Source organism: Kiloniella laminariae DSM 19542 (genome assembly GCF_000374005.1).
GTDB classification, from domain to species: domain Bacteria; phylum Pseudomonadota; class Alphaproteobacteria; order Kiloniellales; family Kiloniellaceae; genus Kiloniella; species Kiloniella laminariae.
The window spans coordinates 312,699-335,088 of the sequence record NZ_KB893157.1 but is presented as its reverse complement, the minus strand read 5'-3'; the positions used below and the strand labels follow the sequence as shown (position 1 = coordinate 335,088).

Genomic DNA, 22,390 nt, shown 5'->3' with positions numbered 1-22,390 from the left:
CTGAAGGCAAAAAAGGGTCACAAAGGAGATTCTGCTGTTTTCACAACAGGATATCCTGCTAGCTCGACAAATTTTCCGTATGACCGTCCACAGCCAGAACCTGACCGCTGATTCTGGCTCCGGCTTCGGAACAGGCAAAACTGATCATATTTGCTATATCCTCTGCTGATACAAAAGTTCGGAGCGAAACCTGGCTTTCAAAATTTCGCCTTACCTCTTCTGGCAGGACACCCTGGGCTTTTGCCGTTGCGTCGATCACCCGGTCCATGCGCGGGCCAGCCACAGATCCCGGTGCAATCGCATTGACTCGAATGCCAAAAGGCCCGAGTTCCATTGCCATAGTCTTGGTCAAACCGACCACAGCCCACTTGGCTGCAGCATAGGGGGAGCGCATGGGAAAACCGAATAGACCTGCGGTCGAGGAAAGATTGATAATGGCACCACTCCCCTGTTGCTTCATCAGCGGAATAGCAGCACGGGAAAAGAGGAACTGAGAATCTATATTCACGGACACACAGCGCTGCCATTCCCGATAGTCCAAGGTCTCGAGAGCGCCAGCCGGCCCGGCAATCCCTGCATTATTCACAAGGACATCAAGCCCCCCAAGCACTGCGATTTCCTTTTTAAACAAAGCAGATACTGCTGCTTCATCTGTTACATCCAGCAAACTCTTGCTCAACCCCTCTCCACCATCGAATGTATCCAGTGCGGCCTGATCGATATCACAGATATGCACCCGGGCACCTTCCCGCAAAAAAACCTCTGCTGTTGCCTTACCTATTCCGGCAGCCCCTGCTGTTACCAGCACCCGACGCCCCTCGTGTTGCCCTTTGCCCATTACGGCTCTCTCCCGGTTCAAACTTAAGTTCTTTATGCGTAGTATGCTTATTGATTTTCTACCAAACCACGGTGCAATTTTTCCGATTTTCGAAACAAAATTCCCGACAAAAACCTATCGCCGAACTTGTCGCGGTTCCCTGTCGCACCGCTCGTGGTGACAAAAGACTGGAGAAAAGTCCTGTTCCTGTACAATTCTGTGTTTTTCCTTTTGTTTCATAGCTGTGAATTCGATAGTCTAGGCCAAGGTTTATTATGTCATTCGGTAATTAAGTACTATGTCCACAAGCGGGAGCTTTTCTATCCCTAAAACTGTTGTTCTCGTTGGCTTGATGGGGGCAGGAAAAACCTGCATCGGTAAAAAACTGGCACAGGAACTCGATCTTCCTTTCGTCGACGCAGATGTCGAAATCGAAAAAGCAGCAGGCTGCAGCATTGCAGAAATTTTTGAAGAACACGGGGAAACCTATTTCCGGGACGGAGAACGGCGCGTTATTCAGCGCCTTTTGGCTGGTCCGGTTCAGATCCTCTCGACTGGCGGAGGCGCCTTTATGGATGTCATCACCCGGGAGACAATAAAAGAACAGGGTATCTCCCTTTGGCTTCGGGCTGATCTGGACGTCCTGGTCGAGCGTACTGCCCGACGGAACCATCGCCCTCTCCTGCAGAATGGCAACCACAGGGAAATCTTGGCCCGGCTGATTGACGAACGTTATCCGGTTTATGCCGAAGCAGAGATTACGACGGATTCAGCCGAAGGATCTGCCGAGATTACCCTGCAGCGAGTCCTCGCAGCTCTCAAGGATTACTGTAGCCGCCTAGCGGGGCAGGAACACTGTTCTCCCCTGGCGCAGGCCGACTGAATGTCCCCCAATCTGAGTGATCTTTTTCTATGACCGATAAAAACACCATCGCCCGGCAAACTGTTGATCTCGGGGAACGAAGCTATGACATTCTGGTTGGCGAAAAACTGATCGGCACTGCCGGACAGCTTATCCGCCCTTTCCTGAAACAAAACCGTACTTTTATCATTACCGATGAGAATGTTGCCCGGCACCACCTCCCGGAACTGGAAGCCGCCCTCGCGGCTGAAGCCATCAGCTTCAAGTCACTGATTCTCGAATCTGGTGAACAGACAAAAAGTTTTGTCCAGCTTGAACGTGTCATCGATTTCCTTCTGGAGAACAAGGTTGATCGCAAATCGACCCTGATTGCTTTTGGGGGAGGCGTTATTGGTGATCTTGCCGGCTTTGCAGCCGCGGTTGTCATGCGGGGCATTGATTTCATCCAGATCCCGACCACATTGCTGTCCCAGGTCGATAGCTCCGTCGGTGGGAAAACAGGGATCAATACAGCCCGGGGCAAAAATCTGGTCGGCAGCTTTCATCAGCCCCGGCTGGTTATAGCAGACTCAGGCACACTGCAGACCCTGCCCCATCGCGAGTTGCTCGCCGGCTATGCAGAAGTCGTCAAATACGGACTGATCAATGATCCCGGCTTTTTCCACTGGCTGGAGAAAAACGGCGAGAAGGTGGTCGCAGGAGACATTCAGGCACAAACCCGGGCCGTTATAACGAGCTGCCAGGCCAAGGCATCGATTGTTGCCATGGATGAAAGAGAATCCGGGGCCCGAGGACTGCTCAATCTTGGACATACTTTTGGACACGCACTGGAAGCCGAAGCAGGTTACAATGGTTCTCTGCTCCACGGGGAAGCCATCTCGATTGGCATGGTGATGGCGCATGATCTTTCTGCCCGGCTTGGCCTCTGCTCATCCGAAGATGCCCGGACAGTAAGATCCCATTTCAACAAGATTGGCTTGCCTGTGGAAGCTTCCTATGTTTCTTCCAATGCATTAAAGGGTAAACCCCTTGAAAGCTCCCGCCTGCTCGAGCATATGAGTCGGGATAAAAAAGCTAGTGACGGACACCTGACTTTTGTCATGACAAAAGGCATTGGTCAGGCCTATCTGGACAGCACGGTAGATATGATTGCGGTCGCCCGCTTCCTCGAGGAACGTGTTACCCAATAATATCCCCGCCTGTTCGCAACCCCTGAAAGGGCCATGGAAACAGAGTTAATCCTCTCAATCGGCATCATTATTGTACTATTGATCCTGTCTGCCTTCTTTTCTGGTGCAGAAACCTCCATGACGGCTTCATCGAAGCCGCGCATGCATACACTGGAACAAGGCGGTGATAAAAACGCCCGCATTGTCAACAGTCTCTGGAGCGCAAAAGAGCGTCTAATCGGTTCGATTTTGCTCGGGAACAATCTTGTAAACATTCTCGCATCATCAATCGCCACCTCCACCCTGATCGGACTGTTTGGAGAAACCGGCGTGGTCTATGCCACACTGGTCATGACCGCATTGGTTTTGATCTTTGCCGAAGTCCTTCCCAAAACCTATGCTCTGCGCTACGCCGACAAGGCAGCCCTTGCTTCTGCTCCGATCCTGCGTCCAATTGTCTATCTCTTTGGCCCCATTGCTCTGTCGGTCGAAGCTATTGTTCATGCGACGCTGTCCCTTTTCACCGGAAAAGATATCAATGTAGATGTCAGTGAGGTCGCCGAAGAAGAGTTACGCGGTGCCATTGATCTGCACGAAGGGCAAGGGGAAGAGATCCGTCATGAACGGGCCATGCTGCGTTCTATCCTGGATCTTGACGATGTTACGGTCGAAGAAATCATGACCCACCGCCAGCATGTCAATGCCTGCGACGCCAATGACAACCCTTCCAAGATCATCGAAGATGTTCTTTCAAGTCCCTACACCCGTATCCCCCTGTGGAAAGATCGACAGGATAATATTGTTGGTGTGCTCCATGCCAAAGCTCTTTTGCGGGCTGTTCGCTCGCATGAGGGAGAGCTGGATCAGGAGACAATCCTCTCGATCACAAATGAGCCCTGGTTCATCCCCGCATCCACCAGTCTGCTCTCCCAGCTCCATGCTTTTCGTGACCGCCATGCCCATTTTGCTATCGTCGTTGATGAATACGGAGAAATGCAGGGGATTGTGACACTGGAAGATATTCTTGAGGAAATCGTCGGCGATATTTCCGATGAACATGACGTCGAGATTGAAGGTGTGCAATCTGTCGGCGATGACCAGTACATCGTCAACGGTACCGTCACCATCCGGGACCTTAACCGTCAGTTTGAATGGCGGCTACCCGATGATGAAGCCTCAACAATCGCAGGTCTTATTCTGTATGAAGCCCGGCAGATTCCTCAAGTGGGACAAGCGTTTGTTTTTCACAACATGCGCTTCGAAATTCTCGAACGCAAACGGCATCAGATTATTTCCATCCGTGTCTCGCCCTTGCCTGAGTAGTCCACCAGAGTAATCTACAAGAGTAATCCAGGAGTTCTGCCGTGCCTCTCTCATCCCCCGTTGCCCGCAAGCAGCAGCATCAACGCCTTTACGATTTTCAGGGCTTTGAACGCGAAGATGGCCTCTGGGATATCGAGGGCCGGATTACAGACGTCAAACCCTATGCCTTTCCCAACAAGTTTCGCGTAGAGATTAAGGCGGGCGAAGCTCTCCACGATATGTCGATCAGATTGACCGTTGGACTGGATTTTGTCGTTAAAGATATAGAGGCCATTATTGACGAGAGCCCCTATGCCATCTGCCCGGCGATTACGCCAAACTTTCGCAAGATCATTGGCCTGACAGTCGGTCCCGGCTGGCGAGCTGCAGTCCGCCGGGCGGTTGGGGGTACAGAGGGCTGTACCCACCTGGTCGAGATGCTGGGTGCCATGGCAACAGTCACATTCCAGACTCTTTATCCTGCTTTGATAAAACAAAAAGAAGACCGAGAGAAAACAGCCTCCCGGAAAGAAACCTCTGCTTCAGACGGGATAAAAAAGCCTGGAATTATCGATAGCTGTCACGCCTACAGTGCTGAGGGAGACATCGTTCGCGAAGAATGGCCTGATTTTTATATCGGCACAAATTCAGATTAGTCTATCAAGGAGATGTCTTGGGCTTCACATTCAAAGGAAACTCGGACAGGGAAAATGGCGGCCAGCCCTGTTTTTCCTGTGCGGCAGTTCTGAAATAAGAAAGGGTAAAGACCCGGATTGCTGCCGTCAGACTGGATTGAACACGCCTGCCCTCAACAAGCGAACAGATCTCGTTGAGTGTCAAACCTTCCCGTACACCAATCTCAAGCAAGGCATCCCACATCATTGGCTCAAGGCGTAAGGAGGTTCTCCGGCCCGAGACAACAACGTTTTTGAGCGTCAATCCACTTTTCCCGGCCAGCTGTCCCATTTCCTCCCGCAGGCCCTGTCTGCTCTGCGACAAAAAAGAAATATTGTCTTTCTTACCTGTCATGCAGCACTCGCCTCACTCGGAGACTGTGCCTTGATCTGTAAGGCGTGGATCGTGGTTTCCATCTCCTGTTTGAGAAGATCAAACACCAGCCGTTGACGGTTCACCCGGTTCAATCCTTCAAATTTCTCGGATACGACCTCGACCGAGAAATGGCTCTCGCCCCCTTCCCGATATCCTGCATGGCCGACATGATGATGCGATTCATCAATGACCGTTAATTTTGCAGGTTTCAAGCCGGCCCGCAGCTTCATTTCTATTGTGTCCGCCATCCCCATGGTATTTACCTATACTATCCCTGGTAATGTTAATTCAGGTCAGCTTCAGCTTTCTCGCTGAATTTTCTTCTGCCTGATCATTTGACCCCATTGTACATAAAGACTTCAATTTTACCAGCTAACTGCTTGTAAGAGGATAATCTTTAAAGAAAATCATCAGAAAGCAATGAAAAATTCTGGCGAGCGTATCAGCTCAATCTTAAGAAAATGCTTACATTTTCGACAACTCCCAGAAGACCAGAATCCACGGCTGGAAATTGACGTAAAAGTTGTCTCTGCTTTTCATATCGGGGGAATAAAAAAGCTCTCTCTCCCGAGTGATCCACTTTGCTAATCTCCTCAAGAATGGCACAGCATTATTGCATCTCCGCGACAAGTCGATAATTTCAGCCTCTGCAACTGCGCAATATCTTGTAAGGTTGCCCTATCAACCCCATAATTTACCAATGAACAAACCCTTTCATGACTACCGTTTCGCGACCTCTTGGGATTCGGCGAAAAGACAGCGCTGTTGCGATGCGCCTGATTGTCATGAATCCGGGGATTACCGTGCGCCGAGATCCCGTCTGGACCTCAACAGTTATTACTGGTTCTGTCTTGATCATGTCCGCGCCTACAACGCGGGATGGGACTATTGCAAAGACATGGATATCACCGCTGTTGATAATATCCGCAAAGCTGATGCGGTCTGGGGCAAACCCAGTTGGCCAATGAGTGGAAAAAACATCCGGGGGTATAGCGAGAAGCTGGATGATTTGGGCAAAGCCTGGCAGAAATTTTATGGCGGGCCAGCTGCAGAAAACAGCTGTACAACCCGCGCCGTCCCCGAAGCTGAACGTAAAGCACTTCTTGATCTCGGACTCACCAGCCTCCTGCCCTGGGCCATGATAAAAAAACGCTATCTTGAACTGGCAAAACAGCTCCACCCTGACACAAATGGGGGAAAAAAGGGCGCAGAAGAACGACTGAAAAAAGTGAACCAGGCGTATGGTTTTCTGAAAAACAGTCAATTTGTGAAAGAAACACTTCAAGAAACGGACCTGACGTCATAGTGTAGCGTCCAAGAAACCCTCAAGATGATCACAGCAGTATGGATGAGACGATGTCTTCTAAAGTAATTGGCCATGGCGAAATGAATATGAACGGCCCGGATACAACGGTCTCAGCACGGGAAGTTTTTGGTATCGACACAGATATGCAGGTCCCAGCCTTCAGCGTAGCCAATGAGTACGTACCAACCCAGGACCCCACTTATCAGTTCGATCATGACACGACACTGGCTTTGCTTGCAGGCTTCGCCTTTAACCGTCGGGTTATGATTCAGGGCTATCACGGAACCGGAAAATCAACCCACATCGAACAGGTTGCTTCCCGCCTCAACTGGCCCTGTATCCGTATCAACCTTGACAGTCACATCAGTCGTATTGATCTGGTCGGGAAAGACGCCATCGTCCTCAAGGAAGGCAAACAGGTCACTGAGTTCCGCGAAGGTCTTATGCCCTGGGCGCTGCAACGTCCTGTCGCTCTTGTTTTTGATGAATATGATGCTGGTCGCCCTGATGTCATGTTTGTCATTCAGCGTATTCTGGAGCTGGAAGGACGCCTGACCCTGCTTGATCAGAACCGGGTGATCACCCCGCATTCTGCTTTCCGCCTGTTCTCGACCGCCAATACCGTTGGCCTGGGCGATACCACTGGCCTCTATCATGGAACCCAGCAGCTCAACCAGGGTCAGATGGACCGCTGGAATATCGTCTCCACACTCAATTACCTGCCACATCAGGACGAGATGAACATCGTTCTCGCCAAACACCCGGAATATAACAAACCTGAAGATCAGGATCTGATCTCCAACATGGTTTCTCTGGCTGATCTGACCCGCAGCGGCTTTATCAACGGCGACATTTCGACGTTGATGAGTCCAAGAACAGTCCTTTCCTGGGCAGAGAATGCAAAGATATTCAACAATATCGACTTTGCTTTCCGTCTGACCTTCCTGAACAAATGTGACGAGATGGAACGGCCACTGGTTGCCGAATATTTCCAACGCTGTTTTGGCCGGGAGCTAAACGATGGCGCGGCAAAACCGGCAGCTTGAGCCACTTTGAAGAATAACTGGTAAGTAATTGGCATGAGCAAGGCTGAAACACCTCTGGAACAGTTTAAGCGCGCGACCTCCTCGACGGTCAGGGCTATGGCAAAAAACAGCGAACTTTCTGTTGTTTTCTCCAGCAATGGCCGGGGAATCAGCGGTGATGAACTGCGGCTGCCGACACCTGCCAAAAATCTACCTCGCGAAGATGTTCAACGTATCAGGGGACGGGCGGATGCAACCGCCCTGAACCTGCGCTATCACGATGCCAAAACACACCAGAAGAACAAACCTTCCGATACAGAGGCTGCCGCAATATTCGATGCTGTTGAACAGGCCCGTTGTGAAGCCCTGGGCATCAACAGGATGGAAGGTGTCGCACAGAATCTTGCTTTTCTTCAGGAAGACACCTTCACACAACAGGGATATGGGAACGCTGTCACCTCCCAAGACATACCTCTGCACGATGCCATGTCGGTCTTTGCCCGCCAGGCTCTGACCAACCGGGCAGCAACCGGAATTTCTGAAAAGATAGCCGAGATCTGGCGCCCGAATCTGCCGCCCGAAATTTTCCAGACTCTGGAGAAACTCGGACAGCATCTTTCCGATCAGGCTGGCTTTGCCCGCACCTTGCAAGATCTGCTCGGTCAGCTGGACTTTTCCCTTGAGGAAGATGAAGAATCAGAAAGTGATCAGGAAAATGATCAGGATCAACAGGATGAAAATTCTGATGATCAGGACAGCAAACAGCAGACTTCGGAAAAATCAGCTCCCATGGAGGCTGAAAGCGGTGAACAGGGAGACTCCGAAGGCTCTCCCGACGACAGCGGGGAAAATGAAGGTCAACAGATGGAAGGCCAGGGACAGGAAACTGCTGGCTCACCGGACCGTTCTGCTGAATTCAACCCAGACCATAACTATTCCTCTATTTCGGGCTACAAAACCTTTACTACCCGTTTTGACGAAACCATCGAAGCGCAGGATCTCTGTGACGATGAAGAATTGACGCGCCTGCGTGAACTGCTCGACAAACAGCTGTCGCATTTGCAGGGGGTTATTTCCAAACTGGCCAACCGCCTGCAGCGTCGTCTGATGGCCCAGCAAACCCGGAATTGGGAGTTTAATCTCGAAGAAGGCCTGCTCGATACAGCACGCTTGACCCGGGTTGTTACCAACCCCCTACATTCCCTGAGTTTCAAACAGGAAAGTGACACCGAGTTCAAGGACACGGCGGTTACCCTCCTGATCGACAACTCCGGCTCTATGCGGGGACGCCCGATTACTATTGCCGCCATGAGTGCTGACATACTGGCACGCACGCTGGAACGCTGTGGTGTAAAGGTCGAGATTTTGGGCTTTACCACAAAAATGTGGAAAGGCGGCCAATCCCGCGAGCAGTGGATTGAACAGGGGAAACCAACTGCCCCCGGACGCCTGAACGATCTGCGCCATATTATCTACAAAAAAGCTGATGCGCCCATGCGCCGGGCCAGGAAGAATCTTGGCTTGATGCTGCGCGAAGGCATCCTCAAGGAAAACATTGACGGAGAAGCCCTGCTCTGGGCTCACAGCCGTCTTCAAGCCCGGACAGAACATCGCCGCATTCTTATGGTCATCTCCGACGGTGCTCCGGTGGACGATTCTACTCTCTCGGTCAACTCGGGAAGCTATCTGGAAGATCACCTGCGCGAAGCAATTGACCTGATTGAGAAACGCTCCCCTATTGAGTTGCTTGCCATTGGTATTGGTCACGATGTTACCCGCTATTACAAACGTGCGGTAACAATCAGTGATGCTGAACAACTCGGCGGTATCATGATGGAAAAGCTGGCAGAACTTTTTGCCGAAAATCCTCGTGACAAGACCCCACCCCCTGATAGGGCCATCCGTCGGAAGACGACGCGCCAATAAAGCAGCAGCTTTCAATCATCATTTTTACTTCAGATCACAAAACGTGCTCTGTGTGCCTCTGCGCCCAAGTTAATTGCGAATCATTCTTATAGTGACTTGACAGAGATCAAGTCATCAATTACTCGTACTGCGAATGATTTGCAATATCGGTAAATAAATATGACATCCGACACAACCTCACTTCCGGGAGACCGCATGACCCCTGGTCAGCCTCCTCGCATAGCTGCAGAAACACTGATGCAGAATGCCCGTGAAATTGTGATCGAATACCACGGCTTTGATTACCGCTTGCGTATAACATCGAACGATAAACTGATTCTGACCAAATAACGATCTCCTGCGTCTGGGCAACAACCCTCCTCTGCGCAGAACTGCAAGCCAGCTCGCCACTGTACTTTCTTGTACAAAGCCAGCCAGCCAGCAATGTGATTTTTACATTTACTGGCTCGGTACAAGAACAAGGTGCACAGGCACATGCAAAATATTGGCTTCAAAAAATTACTGCTCGCGGGCGTAGCTCTCTTCATCACACCTGTTACTCTTCAGGCTCAGGAAGTCCCTGCAGATCAACCTGCTCTCAGTGACACTGAAAATGAACAGATCGAAGTTTCGGGAAAAACAACGCCTGTTTTCAAGTTTGATACAATTTCTGTGACAGCCTCGCGTGAGGAAAAACTCGCCATTGAGGCGCCCGCTTCCATCTCGATTGTCACAGAAGAAGAGATCGAACGCCGACAGCCCGAAACCGTCAACGACATGCTGAAAGACATCCCTGGTGTGGAACTGACCGGCGGAAGCCGGAACACCGTCATGACCCCTTCAATTCGCGGCTTGGGCGATGACAGGGTCGTCACCCGTATTGATGGCGCCAGACATAACTTCAATGTGGGGCACAAAGGGGGGCTTTTCATTGACCCTGCCATTCTTAAACAGGTTGAAGTCCTTCGTGGCCCCGCTTCAACAATACACGGCACAGGCGCCCTTGGCGGAGTAGTCGCCTTTGAAACCAAAAGTGCCGATGATTTCCTTGAAGAAGGCGAAACCTTTGGTGGCCAGATAACATCAGGCTTTGGCACAGTTGACAATGCCGTTCACGGAAATCTCACCGCCTTTGCCCGCCCGCTCGAGAACATTGATTTTCTTGCCAGCCTCAGCCGTCGGAAAACCGATGATTACGAAGCTGGTGATGGCGAGAAGCGCCCCTTTACCGATGATGATCTTGTTTCAGGCCTGATAAAAACCGGGATTGATATCGGAGAATCACACCGTGTCGGCCTGACCTATCGGGTCTACACTGACGACCACAGTCTGCCAGCAACGGCTGATGGCACCAGCGTTGCTTCCATTGTCAACCGGGAGAGCCGGGAAACCGGACTGGTTCTTGATTACGATTATGAAAATCCTGAGAACAACTGGCTCGATGCTTCTGTAAAGGGATACTACAACAACTCGGACATCGATGAAGTCAGGTTCTCGGATGGCCGTCACGATGAACGCAACCTTGAAACTCTCGGAATCGAAGCTTACAACACCAGCCGTTTCGAGCTGGATGAAAACGTCAAGCTCGCCGTGACACTTGGGGGCGAATACTTCAACGACGATCAGACCGGACGGCGCAACGGGGCACCCACCACACAATTCTATCCCGATGCAGATATGGACATCTATGGTGTCTATATCGACAACACCCTGACGCTGTTTGAAGACTTTGAAGTAACAACCGGGGTAAGATTTGATTCTTATGATCTTCAGGCCGAGGGGCAGGAAGGTGTCAGCGAAACCGCCGTCTCTCCCCGCGTCATGGTCAGCTATCAGGTCCTGCCCTTCCTGCAGCCTTATGCAAGTTACGCAGAAGCTTTCCGAGCGCCATCGCTTTCTGAAATCTATAACAGCGGACTACACTTTCCCGGTGGCGGGCCAATTCCGAACAACTTTTTTATCCCAAATCCGGACCTGAAGCCGGAAACCGCCCAGAACTGGGAAGTGGGATTCAACGTCAAACATGATGGTCTCTTTACATCCGATGATGCGATCCGTGCCAAGGCAGCCTATTTCCACAACAACATTGATGATTTCATTGAGCAAAAGACAGATGTTTTTGCTGGCACGACCACCAGTAACAATATCCCAAAAGCTCAAATCAAGGGATTTGAAGCCGAGATCAGCTACGATTCAAGCGGTATATTCGGATCTCTTGGTGCCTCGCGCATCCGGGGCAAAAATACGGACACGGCTGCTGCTCTTGCCGGAATTCCCGCCGACAAGGCAGCCGTTACCCTTGGCTATCACATCTCGGATATCAGTCTGGATATCGGGGGGCGCGGACTGTTTGTTCGGGATCAGGAAAGAGTCCCGGGCGGCAGCGACGAAATCGACGGCTATGCCACCTTTGACGTCTTTGCCGGCTGGGATGCCGAAGACTATGTCCCCGGCCTGAAGATCAACTTCGCTGTTGATAACCTGCTCGACAAGACCTATCGCCGTGGCGCCGCGGTTCTGGATGAACCGGGCCGTAACGTCAAAGTAACAGCAAGTCTGCGGTTCTAGGAGGAAAGTATGCTGGGGAAAGCAAAAACCAGATGGTTGGTGAGCATTCTGTTCACCCTGGCTCTCCACCTCGCTGGCTGGCTCTATTCTGATGTGCTTCTTCCCCCCGCCATGGCTACTGCGACGGCCAGACAACAGTTATCTGTCACTTTTGTACAGTCCTCTGCAGCCGCAGGGGACAGTACTGCTTCCGGGGTAGAGACATCTCTTTCAACTGAACAGACAAGCGCCGAAACCCGGGTAACACCTGCACCGGTGACAAAAGAGCCAGCCACAAAAAAAGCACCTCCTCTGTCAGAACTTCCCCCCGCAACCAACAACGTCCCCTTAATCGAACCCGTTGCAGATCAGCGCCCCATCACTTCGGCTGTTATACCGCAACCTCCGGCCAAAAAACCTGCCCCTCCAACAAGGACGGTCAAAAGCGAGACAACAATAAAATCCGCAGAAGCTCCTGCACAGAAGACCTCGCTCCCAGCTGAAGCAGAGACAGTAAAGCAGCATCAGAAAAAAACAGATCTCGTCTCTCTTGAGCAAGCTCCTGTATCTGCTGGAGCAGCCACCACAGGCTCAGACAAGGGAACGGCAGAGACCTTTGCACGATCCTCCTCGAGCATCACCTCTCCGACCTATGAAGATCTGCCTCTTTTGACAGAACCATCTTTTTCTCGCCCTCCCGCACCACCGGAATATCCCAAACGAGCACAGAGAAAGCGGATTGAAGGGGAAGTCGTGCTGCGCGCCAGAGTGGACGAACAGGGCCTCGTCCGGCGGATCATCGTCTGGCAATCCTCTGGTCATAACCTGCTCGACAAGGCGGCTGAGAAAGCCATGTGGGGCTGGCAGTTCACACCTGCCCGGCAAGGAAGCCTCAGAACAGCTGCCTGGGTCGAGTTTCCGATCCGTTTTGCAATTCACTAATTTTTCATCTCGATAGCGATCATTCAGGATTTCGTAAAATGTCTCAAACCGCACCTATAGAAAACGTCCCCCACTACCCCAGCTTAAGCGCAGCCTGGGATGCCCTGAGCGAAGGCAGCGAACGTCGCTATGCTCGCGATCTTGCAAGCGCCCTCAACAGCAGTGAAGCCCAGCTGATTGCGGCTGGTTGCGGCAAGAATGTCCAGAAACTTGAGGGAGACTGGGGCAAGCTGATCGAAGAACTGGGAAGTTTGGGTGAAGTCAAAATCCTCACCCGCAATGACCATGTGGTACATGAAAAGGTTGGTATCTTCGACAAAATTTCAGTTCGGGGCCCCATGGGCATTGTGCTCAATCATGACATTGATCTGCGCCTGTTTATGAGCCACTGGACTTCTGGTTTTGCCGTCAAGACCGAAAACAGCAAAGGGCTGCGTCACAGTCTCCAGTTTTTTGATGCCGCGGGCATTGCCATTCACAAGGTATTTCTAACCGGAAAATCTGATCTCGGTGCCTATGAGACTCTTGTTGCCAAGTACCGGGCAAAGGAACAGGCGACAGAACTCTCGACAAGTCCCTATGAAGAAAAAAGCGCCCCGAAATCGGATGCAACGATCGACACCAAGGGATTGAGAGAAGCCTGGGCAGGGATGAAAGACGTACATCAGTTTCATGCCATGCTGCGCCAGTTTGAATGCGATCGCCACCAGTCTTTCCGGTTAATCGGAACCACCTATGCAGAAAAACTGATGACCACAGCCCTGCGCGATGTTCTTGAGCAGGCGGCAGCAGATAAAATTTCCATTATGGTCTTTGTTGGCAACAGGGGCTGCATTCAGATCCACACCGGACCGATTGAAAAAATCAGGGATATGGGGCCATGGATCAATGTTCTCGATCCTGGTTTCAACCTTCATCTGCGCGAAGACCATATTGCCGAAGCCTGGCTGGTCCGCAAGCCAACCAAAGATGGCAACATCACCACGCTAGAGCTTTTTGACGAACAGGGAGAATCCTTTGCCCTGCTTTGCGGGGAAAGAGAAGCACACAATCCAGAGAACCGGGACTGGCAGAAACTCCTTGAAAATCTGCCGCGCTATCGCTCCCTTACCGAGGCGGCGGAATGATTCTTCCCGATCTTTTTTCCAGGCTGGGGCCCGTTGGTTGGCCCCTTGCTGCCTTTTCCCTTTTGGCGGCACTGCTTTTACTCGAACGGACATTATTTTTTGTGCGCTTGCGCTCTGGTGTCACAACGCTGTCACCGGCTTGCGATAAAGTGGATTTGACGAATAAGGCTCATTCATCAAGGCCTATGGACGAAGCAACAGACATCGCCCGGCAACACAGGGGCTCACCTGTTGCACTTCGCGAAGAGGCTTTGAAAATCTGGCTCCGGGGCCATGCCGGGCAGGTTCGTTTTGGCTTGCGCTTCCTTATGCTGATTGCCGTGATCTGCCCGCTTTTGGGATTGCTTGGTACGGTTTTAGGCATGATTGAAGCTTTCAAGGTCATTGCGGTTCACGAAGGTCCTTTGCACCCTGCCCTGCTGGCAGACGGCATCTGGCAGGCCATGCTGACAACCGCCGCAGGTCTGGTGATTGCCTTGCCGTCCCTTTTGGGTGCTCACGGCTTTCGAATTCTTGCGGATCGCCACATTGAAAAGCTTGGTCTGGGTCTCAGTCAACTTTCCCTGTCCCTCTCCCTCCGGCAGCAGGAAACATTATCAAGCCAACCTGGATCAGGGAGGTCATCTTGATTGACAGTCTTTCCCCGCAGGATCAGGAGATGGACAGTCTGGCCCCTGACCTCACTCCCATGCTTGACGTTCTTTTTATTTTACTGGTGTTTTTGATCCTGACCGCAAACAGCGTCAATTTTTCTCTGGAAATCGCGCTGCCAAAACCGCAGGAAAGTGTCGTGCAACAGGCTTCACAACAAGCCATCACCATTACCCTGCACGCTCCCTCCCGACCAGAGAACGCTGTTTGGGAGGTTGCTGGCACGCCCTATCACAACTGGGGGGATGCGCGTGCTTCCCTGCAAACGCTCTTGCGCTCTGCGCCGGAACAGCAGGTTGTAATTGCTGGTGACAAGGCCGCCCCCATCGAAAATCTGGTTCAGGTTCTTTCTTACCTCGAAAAACAGGGCCGATCTGCCGCCGAAATACTTCTGGAACCCTGAAATGACATACCTCCTCAAACACTTCTTCTTGCCTCTTATGATCTTCCCGATCCTGCTAGTGTCGGGGATTGCTCATTCTGCCCCCCAAAGAATTATCACAGTTGGTGGCCCAGTTACCGAGATCGTTTATGCGCTTGGTGCCGGGGATCAGATCATTGCCACAGATACCACCAGCAAGTATCCAGAACAGCAGGAAAGCCTGCCCAAAGTTGGTTATATGCGACAGCTTTCGGCAGAGGGGCTTTTGGCCTTGCAACCAGATCAGATTATTGCCCTTGAAGGGTCAGGTCCTGCTCCGGTTCTCGACACTCTGAAAAATGCGGGTATTGCAGTCACCTTCATTCCCGAGCTGAACAGTCCAGAAGCAATCCACAATGGTGTCCTTGCCGTTGCCGCTATTCTTGGAACAGAAACAATCGGGGAAATCCTTGGGCGAACCGTTAAAGAGAAACTCGAGGTTCTGCAGAAACAGGCCCAGGAGCGAGAAAACCCCCCACTGGTTCTTTTCCTGCTGAGTACAGGTCAAGGCAGCCCGATGACCGCCGGGCAGGGCACGGCAATCGACACCATCATTCAGTACAGCGGTGCCCGTAACGCCGCAGCTGATCTTCAGGGATTTAAACCCATGGCCAGTGAATATATCCTGGCGCATGCACCGGATTATCTTCTGCTTGCCAGCCGAACGCTCGAACAGGCCGGCGGCCTAGAGGAACTTAAAAAAGATCCTTTGCTGGGCAAACTCAAGGCAGTTCAGGAAAACCGCATCCTGAGCCTTGATGGAACACTGCTGCTCGGTTTGGGACCAAGAACGCCGGAGGCGATAGCCGCCATCTCGGACCAGCTTTTCACAAACAGTCACTAAACAGGACCAGATGGCCTACCTTTCTCTGGCAAAGATACGACGGCGGAAAAAGCGGGATGGTGCCAGCTACTGGTTACTTCCCCTCCTGCTAGCCGGTCTGTTTATCGCCGTCCTTCTCTCCCTCGGCATTGGTGGTGTTTCCATCCCCCCACTGGCAAGCGCAGGACATTTTTTCAGCTATCTCGGGTTCACCGTTTCTGATCTACAGCCACAGGAAATTCTGATTCTTGAGGCTGTACGTCTGCCTCGAACAGCACTGGGTCTTGCAATTGGTATGGCCCTCGGGCTCTCCGGCGCTGTGATGCAAAGTCTGTTCAGAAACCCCCTGGCTGATCCCGGGCTAATCGGTGTTTCTTCCGGTGCGGCCCTGGCCGTCGTCTGCGTGATTGTTCTCGGGGATACGCTTTTTGCCTCTTTTCTTGAAGCCACCAGCAGCTATAGCCTCCCTCTTGCAGCCTTTGCTGGAAGCCTCGCGACCACGGCTCTGGTCTACAATCTGGCCCGCCGCGAAGGAGCAACTGATGTAGCTGTCATGCTGTTGATGGGCATCGCAGTCAATGCAATTGTCGGCTCGTTTATCGGTCTTCTGACCTATATCGCAGATGACAGCGAACTCCGCTCCCTTACGTTCTGGAGCATGGGCAGCCTTTCCGGTGCCGGAGAAGCAACCTGGCCTTCGATCGGCATAATGGTCTTGGCTTCCCTACTCCTGTTGCGCCTCTCCGGCCCCTTAAACCTCTTCTTGCTTGGAGAGACTGAAGCAAAGCATCTCGGGGTCGCAACCGAAGGCATCAAACGCCAGGCGGCACTGGCCGCGGCCTGCGCCACCGGGGCAGCTGTTGCAGCAGCGGGAATGATCGGTTTTATTGGCCTGATTGCCCCGCATCTTGCGCGCCTGATCGGCGGAGCAGACAACCGTTTTGTATTGCCTGCCGCAGCCCTCCTCGGTGCCCTGCTGATCATCATTGCCGACACCATCGCCCGGATCATCGTTTTACCTGCCGAATTGCCGATCGGCCTCGTGACCAGCTTCATCGGCGGTCCCTTTTTCTTTGCCCTGCTGTTTCGCGAATTCAGAAAGAGACGCGCATGACACTTAGCGTGAACGACGTCTCGGTTGTTATTGGTTCCACGCCTTTGCTCCAGAATGTAACTCTGGGTCTGGTGCCCGGACAATTTCTCGGAATCCTGGGTCCCAACGGCGCAGGAAAATCAACCTTATTAAAGGTACTATCAGGCGAGCTCTCTCCTTCGCATGGGACAGTCACCCTCGACAGCACGCCACTAAAGGCCTGGAGGGACGAAACTCTCGCCCGCCGACGTGCTGTCATGCCCCAGGCATCACAACTGGCGTTTCCCTTCTCAGCACGCGCTGTCGTCGCCATGGGACGATGGCCTTATGAAAGAATGAGCAGCCCTTTCCAAAACCACCGGATCGTCGAGCGTGCCATGGCAATTGCAGATATCAGGCATCTTGGCAAAAGATCCTACCCGGTTCTTTCCGGCGGAGAAAAGCAGCGGGTACAGCTGGCCCGTGCCCTGGCCCAGTCATTCGGAACAGAGGACGAAACCGACAGCAAGTACCTGCTGCTGGATGAGCCGACCGCCGGGTTGGATATTGCGCACCAGCATGCGGTCCTCAAAGCAGCAAAAGACCAGAGCAAAAACTACGGCACAGCCTCAATGGCTGTCCTCCATGATCTCAATCAGGCCGCACTCTATTGTGACCAGGTTGCTCTGATTTCCAACGGCAAGCTTATTGCCTCAGGTGCCACTGCCGATGTCATGGAACCTGCGCTTCTTTCCAAAGTCTTCGGTTGTACGATCACAAGGCAGGCTCAACAGGGCGACAGTCCACTCAGTTTTACATCCTCGCTCTGATCCTTCTCCTAGAAAGCATATGAACAAACGCCTGGATTAAGTTGCCCAGGAATGGTCACAGGGATTTCACTCTCTGTTCACAAACTGTTGCTAAGATACTTAGTATCAGGACAAGACTAGGGGAACAGCCACCATATGATCCAGAGAGCTCTCTATGTAGCAGCCTTCCTCGCCGGAATCATTACCGTTTATATTGCTTACCAGGACCGTAATCTCGCCGTCCTCCAGTCTGTCAGTATCCCCTTGCAGATTGAAGCTGTCGCCACTCCCCTAACGCATCCAGACACCCCCCAACATGATCAGCTTATCTGGCGGGGAGGTATCAAGATGACTTCTCCACATCCACGCTTTGGTGGACTGTCCGGGCTTGAAATATCCCCGGATGGGCGAGGTATATTGGCTATTACGGATAAGGGGTTCTGGTTTAAGGGCCGCCTGGGCTACAGCAGCGACGGGAATCTGCTTAATCTTTCCCGGGGCATCCTCTCTTCTCTTCATGATACCGCTGGTGGCGCGCTGACCCGCAAGAAAGATCGTGACAGTGAATCTCTGGCCATGAGCGAAAATGGTGCAGTCTATGTCAGCTTTGAACGCAAGCACCGTATTTTGCTATACGAAAGTCCCCTTGCCACAAAAGCAGAAGCGATTCCCTTCCCAGAAGCATTAGAAGATGCGGGAAAAAACCGGGGAATCGAAGCCATGACTGAGTTACCCGGCGGTTGTCTGCTTGTGCTTGCCGAACGCCAACAACCCGATGGCCTACTCGAAGCCTATCTCTGGGATCAGGAGAGCTGGCAAAGCCTGACGCTGCAGGCAAACAGCAAAGGCTTGCTGCCGACAGGCCTGGCAATGACACCCGATGGCGATCTCCTGCTGCTGGAACGGAGCTTCAGCTTCCTTGGAGGTTTTGCAAGCAGCCTGAGAATTTTTCCCGCCGAGGAGATTCGCCCGGGATACATTATGAAAGGTCGTGTTCTCGCCAATTTTGATGGCGAGCAGGCCATGGATAACCTGGAAGGCATCAGCAGCAGACGCGGAGAAAAAGGCGAAACGCTGGTTTATCTGCTCTCGGACGACAACCTGAGCATGGCACAGCAAACCCTGCTAGTGATGTTTGAACTGCGCGAACAAGAAAAGCCCGCTGGCTTGCGCTCAGCGGGCTGTCTCAAGAACGGATCGGCTTATTCAGCTGCTTTGGAAACCAAAGCTTTCTGAACACGCTTCTTCATTTCGCGGGCTTTTTTGCCCAATTTTTCAGTTGCTGTTGACAGCAAGAATGCATCAACACCACCACGCTTTTCGATGGTGCGGATAGCGCTGGTGCTCAGGCGGAACTGAACAACCTGACCGAGCGCATCGCTCAACATCGAAGTTTCCTGAAGATTTGGCAGGAACCGACGGCGTGTTCTGTTTTTGGCGTGGCTCACATTGTTACCAGTCTGAACCCCTTTGCCTGTAAAGTCGCAACGGCGTGCCATGGTCTTAATCCTGTATTCTCGATGAATAATAAAAAACTACTGCCGATAATCGGCTCGGCGCGAGTTTTAGGCCACAGGACCATAAGGGTCAAGGCAAAAGCTCGATTCTGGTAAAGATTCCTCAAAATTATTTGGGAATCTTCGATTTTTCAAAGCTATGAGGACTTTAAAAACAGATTGAGCAGCCTATTTGCGGCCGACGCAGGCGCCAGACGTCCCTCTATAACATCGGATTCCATCTCTTGCAACGCAGCCGCCACCTGCTGATCGTCTCGAAAGGCGACAAGCAACGTTTCCCGGATTTCGTTCCACATCCAGGCCTTAGCCTGCTGGGCACGTTTTTGCGGGATCTCGCCACTTGCCCATAACTTGTGCCTGAATGAACAAATAGCTTCCCAGATCTCGTCTATCCCCTCGTCCTGAAGGGCTGAACACTTCTTGACCGCAGGTTTCCAGTTCGGGCTGGAGGGACGCATCAACCCCAAAGCCGCATGATATTCCACCGCAGCCCGATTAGCAGCCGGAATTAGATCACCATCAGCCTTGTTGACCACGACCATGTCAGCCAGTTCCATGATGCCTTTTTTAATGCCCTGCAATTCATCGCCCCCGCCGGGCAGCAGCAACAGCAGAAACATATCCACCATTTCCGATACGGCGGTTTCTGACTGCCCAACCCCAACCGTCTCAACCAGAATGACATCAAAGCCTGCCGCCTCACACAACAGCATCGCTTCGCGGGTCCGGCGGGCGACCCCGCCAAGGGTTTTCCCGGCTGGAGAAGGTCGGATAAAGGCGGCTTGTTGCCGGGAAAGTAACTCCATCCGTGTCTTGTCACCCAGAATGGAGCCGCCAGTGCGTTGGGAGGAAGGGTCAATAGCCAGGACAGCAACTCTGTGCCCCTGTTGGATCAAATGCATCCCGAAAGCTTCAATGAAGGTCGACTTGCCCACACCCGGCACGCCAGAAATTCCGATACGAATGGATTGTCCGCTATGAGGCAGAATCTGTTCCAGCAAAGCGTCCGCCTCGTTCCGGTGATCCTGCCGGGTCGATTCGATCAGCGTGATTGCCCGGGCCAGGGCACGCCTTTCTCCGGCAAGAACCCCTTCAGCCGTCCGGCCTGTTGTCTTCTTCGAATTCGCCTTTTTCATCACCAGATCTTCTATCGCTCCCGAAATATCACTGCCTGCTTTTTTATAGCAACAGCTTAAACAGCTGGGTCTTTCTCGAGTGTCGACACAGCGACATCTTCGCTCTTCTCTGCAACCTCAAGCTGGCGCTGCCACATCTCGGCATAGTGTCCCTTCTGCCCCAAAAGTCCCCGGTGGGTGCCCTGTTCCACAACCTGCCCCTGTTCAAGGACAATAATCTCGTCAGCATCAACCACCGTCGAGAGGCGGTGTGCAATGACCAGCGTTGTCCGGTCTTTTGACACATCGTTCAGACTGGCCTGAATTGCCCGCTCGGTCTTGCTGTCCAGTGCCGAGGTCGCCTCGTCGAACAGCAGGATCGACGGATCTTTCAAAACAGTCCGTGCAATCGCCACCCGCTGTTTCTCCCCGCCGGAAAGTTTCAGCCCCCGTTCACCCACTACAGACTCATAACCATCCGGAAGCGAGAGGATAAAATCATGGATCTTTGCCAGTTTGGCCGCCGCCTCGACCTCTTCCCGGTTCGCCGAGGGACGTCCGTAGGCAATATTGTAATAGATACTGTCGTTAAACAGCACCGTATCCTGTGGCACAATACCGATCGACTGACGCAGTGATGCCTGGGTCACGCCCGCTATATCCTGCCCGTCAATCGTGATCTTGCCGCCATCAAGATCGTAGAAACGGAATAACAGGCGACTGATTGTTGACTTCCCCGCCCCGCTCGACCCGACAATCGCGAGCTTTTTTCCAGCTGGAACAGTGAAGCTGATCCCCTTGAGGATTGGGCGGCGTTCGTCGTAGCCAAAGAGACAGTCTTCAAAGCGCACTTCCGCCCCCTTGACCGCCAGTTCGGTAGCACCATCCGCATCCTTGATCTCAAGATCCTGGCGGATCAGCTCGAACATCGTATGCATATCAATCAGTGCCTGACGAATTTCACGATAGACAAACCCAAGGAAGTTCAAAGGCATCGCCAGTTGCAGGAGATAGGCATTGACCATGACAAAGTCGCCGACAGTCATGGCCCCTGACGAAACACCATAGGCCGACATAACCATCATGAGACTGGCGCCGAGCGAGATCACACCGGACTGGACGATGTTCAGGCTGGAAAGACTCGTCCTGCTGCGGATAGCGGCATTTTCATAGGCCGCAAGCCCACGGTCATACCGCGCCGCTTCATGCTCTTCATTACCGAAGTACTTTACTGTTTCGAAATTCAGCAGGCTATCAACGGCTTTGGTATTTGCATCATTGTCCGCTGCGTTCATATCCCGGCGCAGGGTGATTCGCCACTCGGTGATCCGCAGGGTCAAATAGATATAGGCAAGTATTGTCACCAGTGGCACGACTGCAAAGCGCCAGTCAAAGAGATACCAGAGCAAACTGCAGACAACCGCGATCTCAAGCAATGTCGGAATGACATTAAACATCAGGAAAGTAAGCATAAACTCTATGCCCTTGGTTCCCCGATCAATGGCCCGGGTCACACCACCAGTGCGGCGTTCGATATGGAACCGTAACGAGAGAGCATGCAGATGCCTGAAGGTCACCAGCGCAACACGACGAATAGCATTCTGGACCACCTTGGCAAAGACACCCTCGCGAATATTGTCAAAGGCAATCGCACTGACCCGGGCAAGACCATAGGCAATCAGCAAGCCCAGCGGCACAACCAGCAACCCCGATTCTTTGATGCTGAGTGCATCAACCGCACCGCGCAGAATATAGGGAACCGATACATTGGTCAGTTTGGCCAGGATCAGCAGACCGAAACAGATAATGATTCGGACTTTCAGGTCAAACCGATCCGCAGGCCAGAAATAGGGCAGCAGGGTTTTCAGAGTATCCAGTTGACTGGTCTCGCCCGTTACTTCCGGGCTGTTCTCACGCATCCGCCGCATCT

Annotated in this window: 23 protein-coding genes; 17 read left to right on the top strand and 6 right to left on the bottom strand. The window is 52.4% G+C overall.

The window, feature by feature from the left end:
• Positions 1-58: 58 nt before the first annotated feature.
• Positions 59-838: an SDR family oxidoreductase gene (locus tag B152_RS0114700; RefSeq protein ID WP_020593196.1), complete on the bottom strand. Its 780-nt coding sequence runs from the start codon at positions 836-838 to the stop codon at positions 59-61.
• A 277-nt stretch (positions 839-1,115) separates the two neighbouring features.
• Here B152_RS0114700 and B152_RS0114695 point away from each other — a divergent pair, with 277 nt between their 5' ends.
• Genes B152_RS0114695 through B152_RS0114680 form a run of 4 tightly spaced genes read left to right on the top strand, consistent with a single transcriptional unit; the run spans position 1,116 to position 4,806 of the window.
• Positions 1,116-1,700 (top strand): shikimate kinase, encoded by a 585-nt coding sequence (locus B152_RS0114695; protein ID WP_020593195.1) that lies wholly within the window; start codon positions 1,116-1,118, stop codon positions 1,698-1,700.
• Positions 1,701-1,729: 29 nt separating this feature from the next.
• Positions 1,730-2,869 carry a 3-dehydroquinate synthase gene (gene aroB / locus B152_RS0114690; protein WP_020593194.1) on the top strand — a complete coding sequence of 380 codons (1,140 nt, stop codon included), beginning with the start codon at positions 1,730-1,732 and terminating at the stop codon, positions 2,867-2,869.
• A 33-nt stretch (positions 2,870-2,902) separates the two neighbouring features.
• On the top strand, positions 2,903-4,171 hold the full coding sequence (locus tag B152_RS0114685; RefSeq protein ID WP_020593193.1) for an HlyC/CorC family transporter: 1,269 nt from the start codon (positions 2,903-2,905) through the stop codon (positions 4,169-4,171).
• A 41-nt stretch (positions 4,172-4,212) separates the two neighbouring features.
• The gene (locus B152_RS0114680) at positions 4,213-4,806 is read left to right on the top strand and encodes a DUF2889 domain-containing protein (RefSeq protein ID WP_020593192.1); all 594 of its coding nucleotides are present in this window, start codon (positions 4,213-4,215) and stop codon (positions 4,804-4,806) included.
• A 4-nt stretch (positions 4,807-4,810) separates the two neighbouring features.
• On the opposite strand, the gene B152_RS25485 is transcribed toward B152_RS0114680, so the two are convergent.
• Both B152_RS25485 and B152_RS0114670 read right to left on the bottom strand, forming a co-directional pair.
• Positions 4,811-5,179 carry a ribbon-helix-helix domain-containing protein gene (locus B152_RS25485; protein ID WP_020593191.1) on the bottom strand — a complete coding sequence of 123 codons (369 nt, stop codon included), beginning with the start codon at positions 5,177-5,179 and terminating at the stop codon, positions 4,811-4,813.
• Positions 5,176-5,448, bottom strand: a complete 273-nt coding sequence (locus tag B152_RS0114670; RefSeq protein ID WP_211212211.1) for a BolA family protein — start codon at positions 5,446-5,448, stop codon at positions 5,176-5,178. The genes B152_RS25485 and B152_RS0114670 overlap by 4 nt, the downstream gene beginning before the upstream one ends.
• A gap of 452 nt (positions 5,449-5,900) precedes the next feature.
• Here B152_RS0114670 and B152_RS23910 point away from each other — a divergent pair, with 452 nt between their 5' ends.
• The 13 genes from B152_RS23910 (at position 5,901) to B152_RS0114605 (ending at position 19,064) form a co-directional block, all read left to right on the top strand.
• Complete coding sequence (locus B152_RS23910; protein ID WP_020593189.1) at positions 5,901-6,506, top strand: J domain-containing protein; 606 nt, start codon at positions 5,901-5,903, stop codon at positions 6,504-6,506.
• 50 nt (positions 6,507-6,556) lie between these two features.
• Complete coding sequence (cobS, locus tag B152_RS0114660; RefSeq protein ID WP_026261582.1) at positions 6,557-7,552, top strand: cobaltochelatase subunit CobS; 996 nt, start codon at positions 6,557-6,559, stop codon at positions 7,550-7,552.
• Between the two features lie 33 nt (positions 7,553-7,585).
• Positions 7,586-9,457 (top strand): cobaltochelatase subunit CobT, encoded by a 1,872-nt coding sequence (gene cobT / locus B152_RS0114655; protein WP_020593187.1) that lies wholly within the window; start codon positions 7,586-7,588, stop codon positions 9,455-9,457.
• Between the two features lie 195 nt (positions 9,458-9,652).
• A complete protein-coding gene (hemP, locus tag B152_RS0114650) occupies positions 9,653-9,787 on the top strand; it encodes a hemin uptake protein HemP (RefSeq protein ID WP_020593186.1) in 135 nt (44 codons plus the stop codon).
• A gap of 144 nt (positions 9,788-9,931) precedes the next feature.
• On the top strand, positions 9,932-12,004 hold the full coding sequence (locus B152_RS0114645; RefSeq protein ID WP_020593185.1) for a TonB-dependent hemoglobin/transferrin/lactoferrin family receptor: 2,073 nt from the start codon (positions 9,932-9,934) through the stop codon (positions 12,002-12,004).
• A gap of 9 nt (positions 12,005-12,013) precedes the next feature.
• On the top strand, positions 12,014-12,925 hold the full coding sequence (locus tag B152_RS25480; RefSeq protein WP_020593184.1) for an energy transducer TonB: 912 nt from the start codon (positions 12,014-12,016) through the stop codon (positions 12,923-12,925).
• 38 nt (positions 12,926-12,963) lie between these two features.
• Positions 12,964-14,052, top strand: coding sequence for a hemin-degrading factor (locus B152_RS0114635; RefSeq protein WP_020593183.1), 1,089 nt, complete (start codon positions 12,964-12,966; stop codon positions 14,050-14,052).
• Complete coding sequence (locus tag B152_RS0114630; RefSeq protein ID WP_020593182.1) at positions 14,049-14,681, top strand: MotA/TolQ/ExbB proton channel family protein; 633 nt, start codon at positions 14,049-14,051, stop codon at positions 14,679-14,681. Before B152_RS0114635 ends, B152_RS0114630 begins: the two co-directional genes overlap by 4 nt.
• Entirely contained in the window at positions 14,678-15,106 is a 429-nt protein-coding gene (locus tag B152_RS0114625) for a biopolymer transporter ExbD (protein ID WP_020593181.1), read from the top strand. Before B152_RS0114630 ends, B152_RS0114625 begins: the two co-directional genes overlap by 4 nt.
• A 1-nt stretch (position 15,107) precedes the next feature.
• Entirely contained in the window at positions 15,108-15,968 is an 861-nt protein-coding gene (locus tag B152_RS23900) for a heme/hemin ABC transporter substrate-binding protein (protein WP_020593180.1), read from the top strand.
• 10 nt (positions 15,969-15,978) lie between these two features.
• The gene (locus tag B152_RS0114615; RefSeq protein WP_020593179.1) at positions 15,979-17,061 is read left to right on the top strand and encodes a FecCD family ABC transporter permease; all 1,083 of its coding nucleotides are present in this window, start codon (positions 15,979-15,981) and stop codon (positions 17,059-17,061) included.
• Entirely contained in the window at positions 17,058-17,849 is a 792-nt protein-coding gene (locus tag B152_RS23895) for a heme ABC transporter ATP-binding protein (protein WP_020593178.1), read from the top strand. Before B152_RS0114615 ends, B152_RS23895 begins: the two co-directional genes overlap by 4 nt.
• A 135-nt stretch (positions 17,850-17,984) precedes the next feature.
• On the top strand, positions 17,985-19,064 hold the full coding sequence (locus B152_RS0114605) for an esterase-like activity of phytase family protein (RefSeq protein ID WP_020593177.1): 1,080 nt from the start codon (positions 17,985-17,987) through the stop codon (positions 19,062-19,064).
• On the opposite strand, the gene rpmB is transcribed toward B152_RS0114605, so the two are convergent.
• The 3 genes from rpmB to B152_RS0114590 form a co-directional block, all read right to left on the bottom strand.
• Positions 19,031-19,327: a 50S ribosomal protein L28 gene (gene rpmB / locus B152_RS0114600; RefSeq protein ID WP_020593176.1), complete on the bottom strand. Its 297-nt coding sequence runs from the start codon at positions 19,325-19,327 to the stop codon at positions 19,031-19,033. The two genes, B152_RS0114605 and rpmB, sit on opposite strands and share 34 nt — an antisense overlap.
• 155 nt (positions 19,328-19,482) lie before the next feature.
• Complete coding sequence (gene meaB, locus B152_RS0114595) at positions 19,483-20,481, bottom strand: methylmalonyl Co-A mutase-associated GTPase MeaB (protein ID WP_020593175.1); 999 nt, start codon at positions 20,479-20,481, stop codon at positions 19,483-19,485.
• Positions 20,482-20,537: 56 nt separating this feature from the next.
• Entirely contained in the window at positions 20,538-22,388 is a 1,851-nt protein-coding gene (locus B152_RS0114590; protein WP_020593174.1) for an ABCB family ABC transporter ATP-binding protein/permease, read from the bottom strand.
• Positions 22,389-22,390: the final 2 nt, after the last annotated feature.

Coding starts and splice junctions, on each gene's coding strand:
- cobT (WP_020593187.1), top strand. CDS start 7,586: ATGAGCAAGGCTGAAACACCTCTGGAACAGTTTAAGCGCGCGACCTCC.
- rpmB (WP_020593176.1), bottom strand. CDS start 19,327: ATGGCACGCCGTTGCGACTTTACAGGCAAAGGGGTTCAGACTGGTAAC.
- B152_RS0114590 (WP_020593174.1), bottom strand. CDS start 22,388: ATGCGGCGGATGCGTGAGAACAGCCCGGAAGTAACGGGCGAGACCAGT.
- B152_RS0114630 (WP_020593182.1), top strand. CDS start 14,049: ATGATTCTTCCCGATCTTTTTTCCAGGCTGGGGCCCGTTGGTTGGCCC.
- B152_RS0114645 (WP_020593185.1), top strand. CDS start 9,932: ATGCAAAATATTGGCTTCAAAAAATTACTGCTCGCGGGCGTAGCTCTC.
- B152_RS0114685 (WP_020593193.1), top strand. CDS start 2,903: ATGGAAACAGAGTTAATCCTCTCAATCGGCATCATTATTGTACTATTG.
- cobS (WP_026261582.1), top strand. CDS start 6,557: ATGTCTTCTAAAGTAATTGGCCATGGCGAAATGAATATGAACGGCCCG.
- B152_RS0114695 (WP_020593195.1), top strand. CDS start 1,116: ATGTCCACAAGCGGGAGCTTTTCTATCCCTAAAACTGTTGTTCTCGTT.
- meaB (WP_020593175.1), bottom strand. CDS start 20,481: ATGAAAAAGGCGAATTCGAAGAAGACAACAGGCCGGACGGCTGAAGGG.
- aroB (WP_020593194.1), top strand. CDS start 1,730: ATGACCGATAAAAACACCATCGCCCGGCAAACTGTTGATCTCGGGGAA.
- B152_RS0114635 (WP_020593183.1), top strand. CDS start 12,964: ATGTCTCAAACCGCACCTATAGAAAACGTCCCCCACTACCCCAGCTTA.
- B152_RS0114615 (WP_020593179.1), top strand. CDS start 15,979: ATGGCCTACCTTTCTCTGGCAAAGATACGACGGCGGAAAAAGCGGGAT.
- hemP (WP_020593186.1), top strand. CDS start 9,653: ATGACCCCTGGTCAGCCTCCTCGCATAGCTGCAGAAACACTGATGCAG.
- B152_RS0114700 (WP_020593196.1), bottom strand. CDS start 838: ATGGGCAAAGGGCAACACGAGGGGCGTCGGGTGCTGGTAACAGCAGGG.
- B152_RS23895 (WP_020593178.1), top strand. CDS start 17,058: ATGACACTTAGCGTGAACGACGTCTCGGTTGTTATTGGTTCCACGCCT.
- B152_RS23900 (WP_020593180.1), top strand. CDS start 15,108: ATGACATACCTCCTCAAACACTTCTTCTTGCCTCTTATGATCTTCCCG.
- B152_RS0114670 (WP_211212211.1), bottom strand. CDS start 5,448: ATGGCGGACACAATAGAAATGAAGCTGCGGGCCGGCTTGAAACCTGCA.
- B152_RS25485 (WP_020593191.1), bottom strand. CDS start 5,179: ATGACAGGTAAGAAAGACAATATTTCTTTTTTGTCGCAGAGCAGACAG.
- B152_RS23910 (WP_020593189.1), top strand. CDS start 5,901: ATGAACAAACCCTTTCATGACTACCGTTTCGCGACCTCTTGGGATTCG.
- B152_RS0114605 (WP_020593177.1), top strand. CDS start 17,985: ATGATCCAGAGAGCTCTCTATGTAGCAGCCTTCCTCGCCGGAATCATT.
- B152_RS25480 (WP_020593184.1), top strand. CDS start 12,014: ATGCTGGGGAAAGCAAAAACCAGATGGTTGGTGAGCATTCTGTTCACC.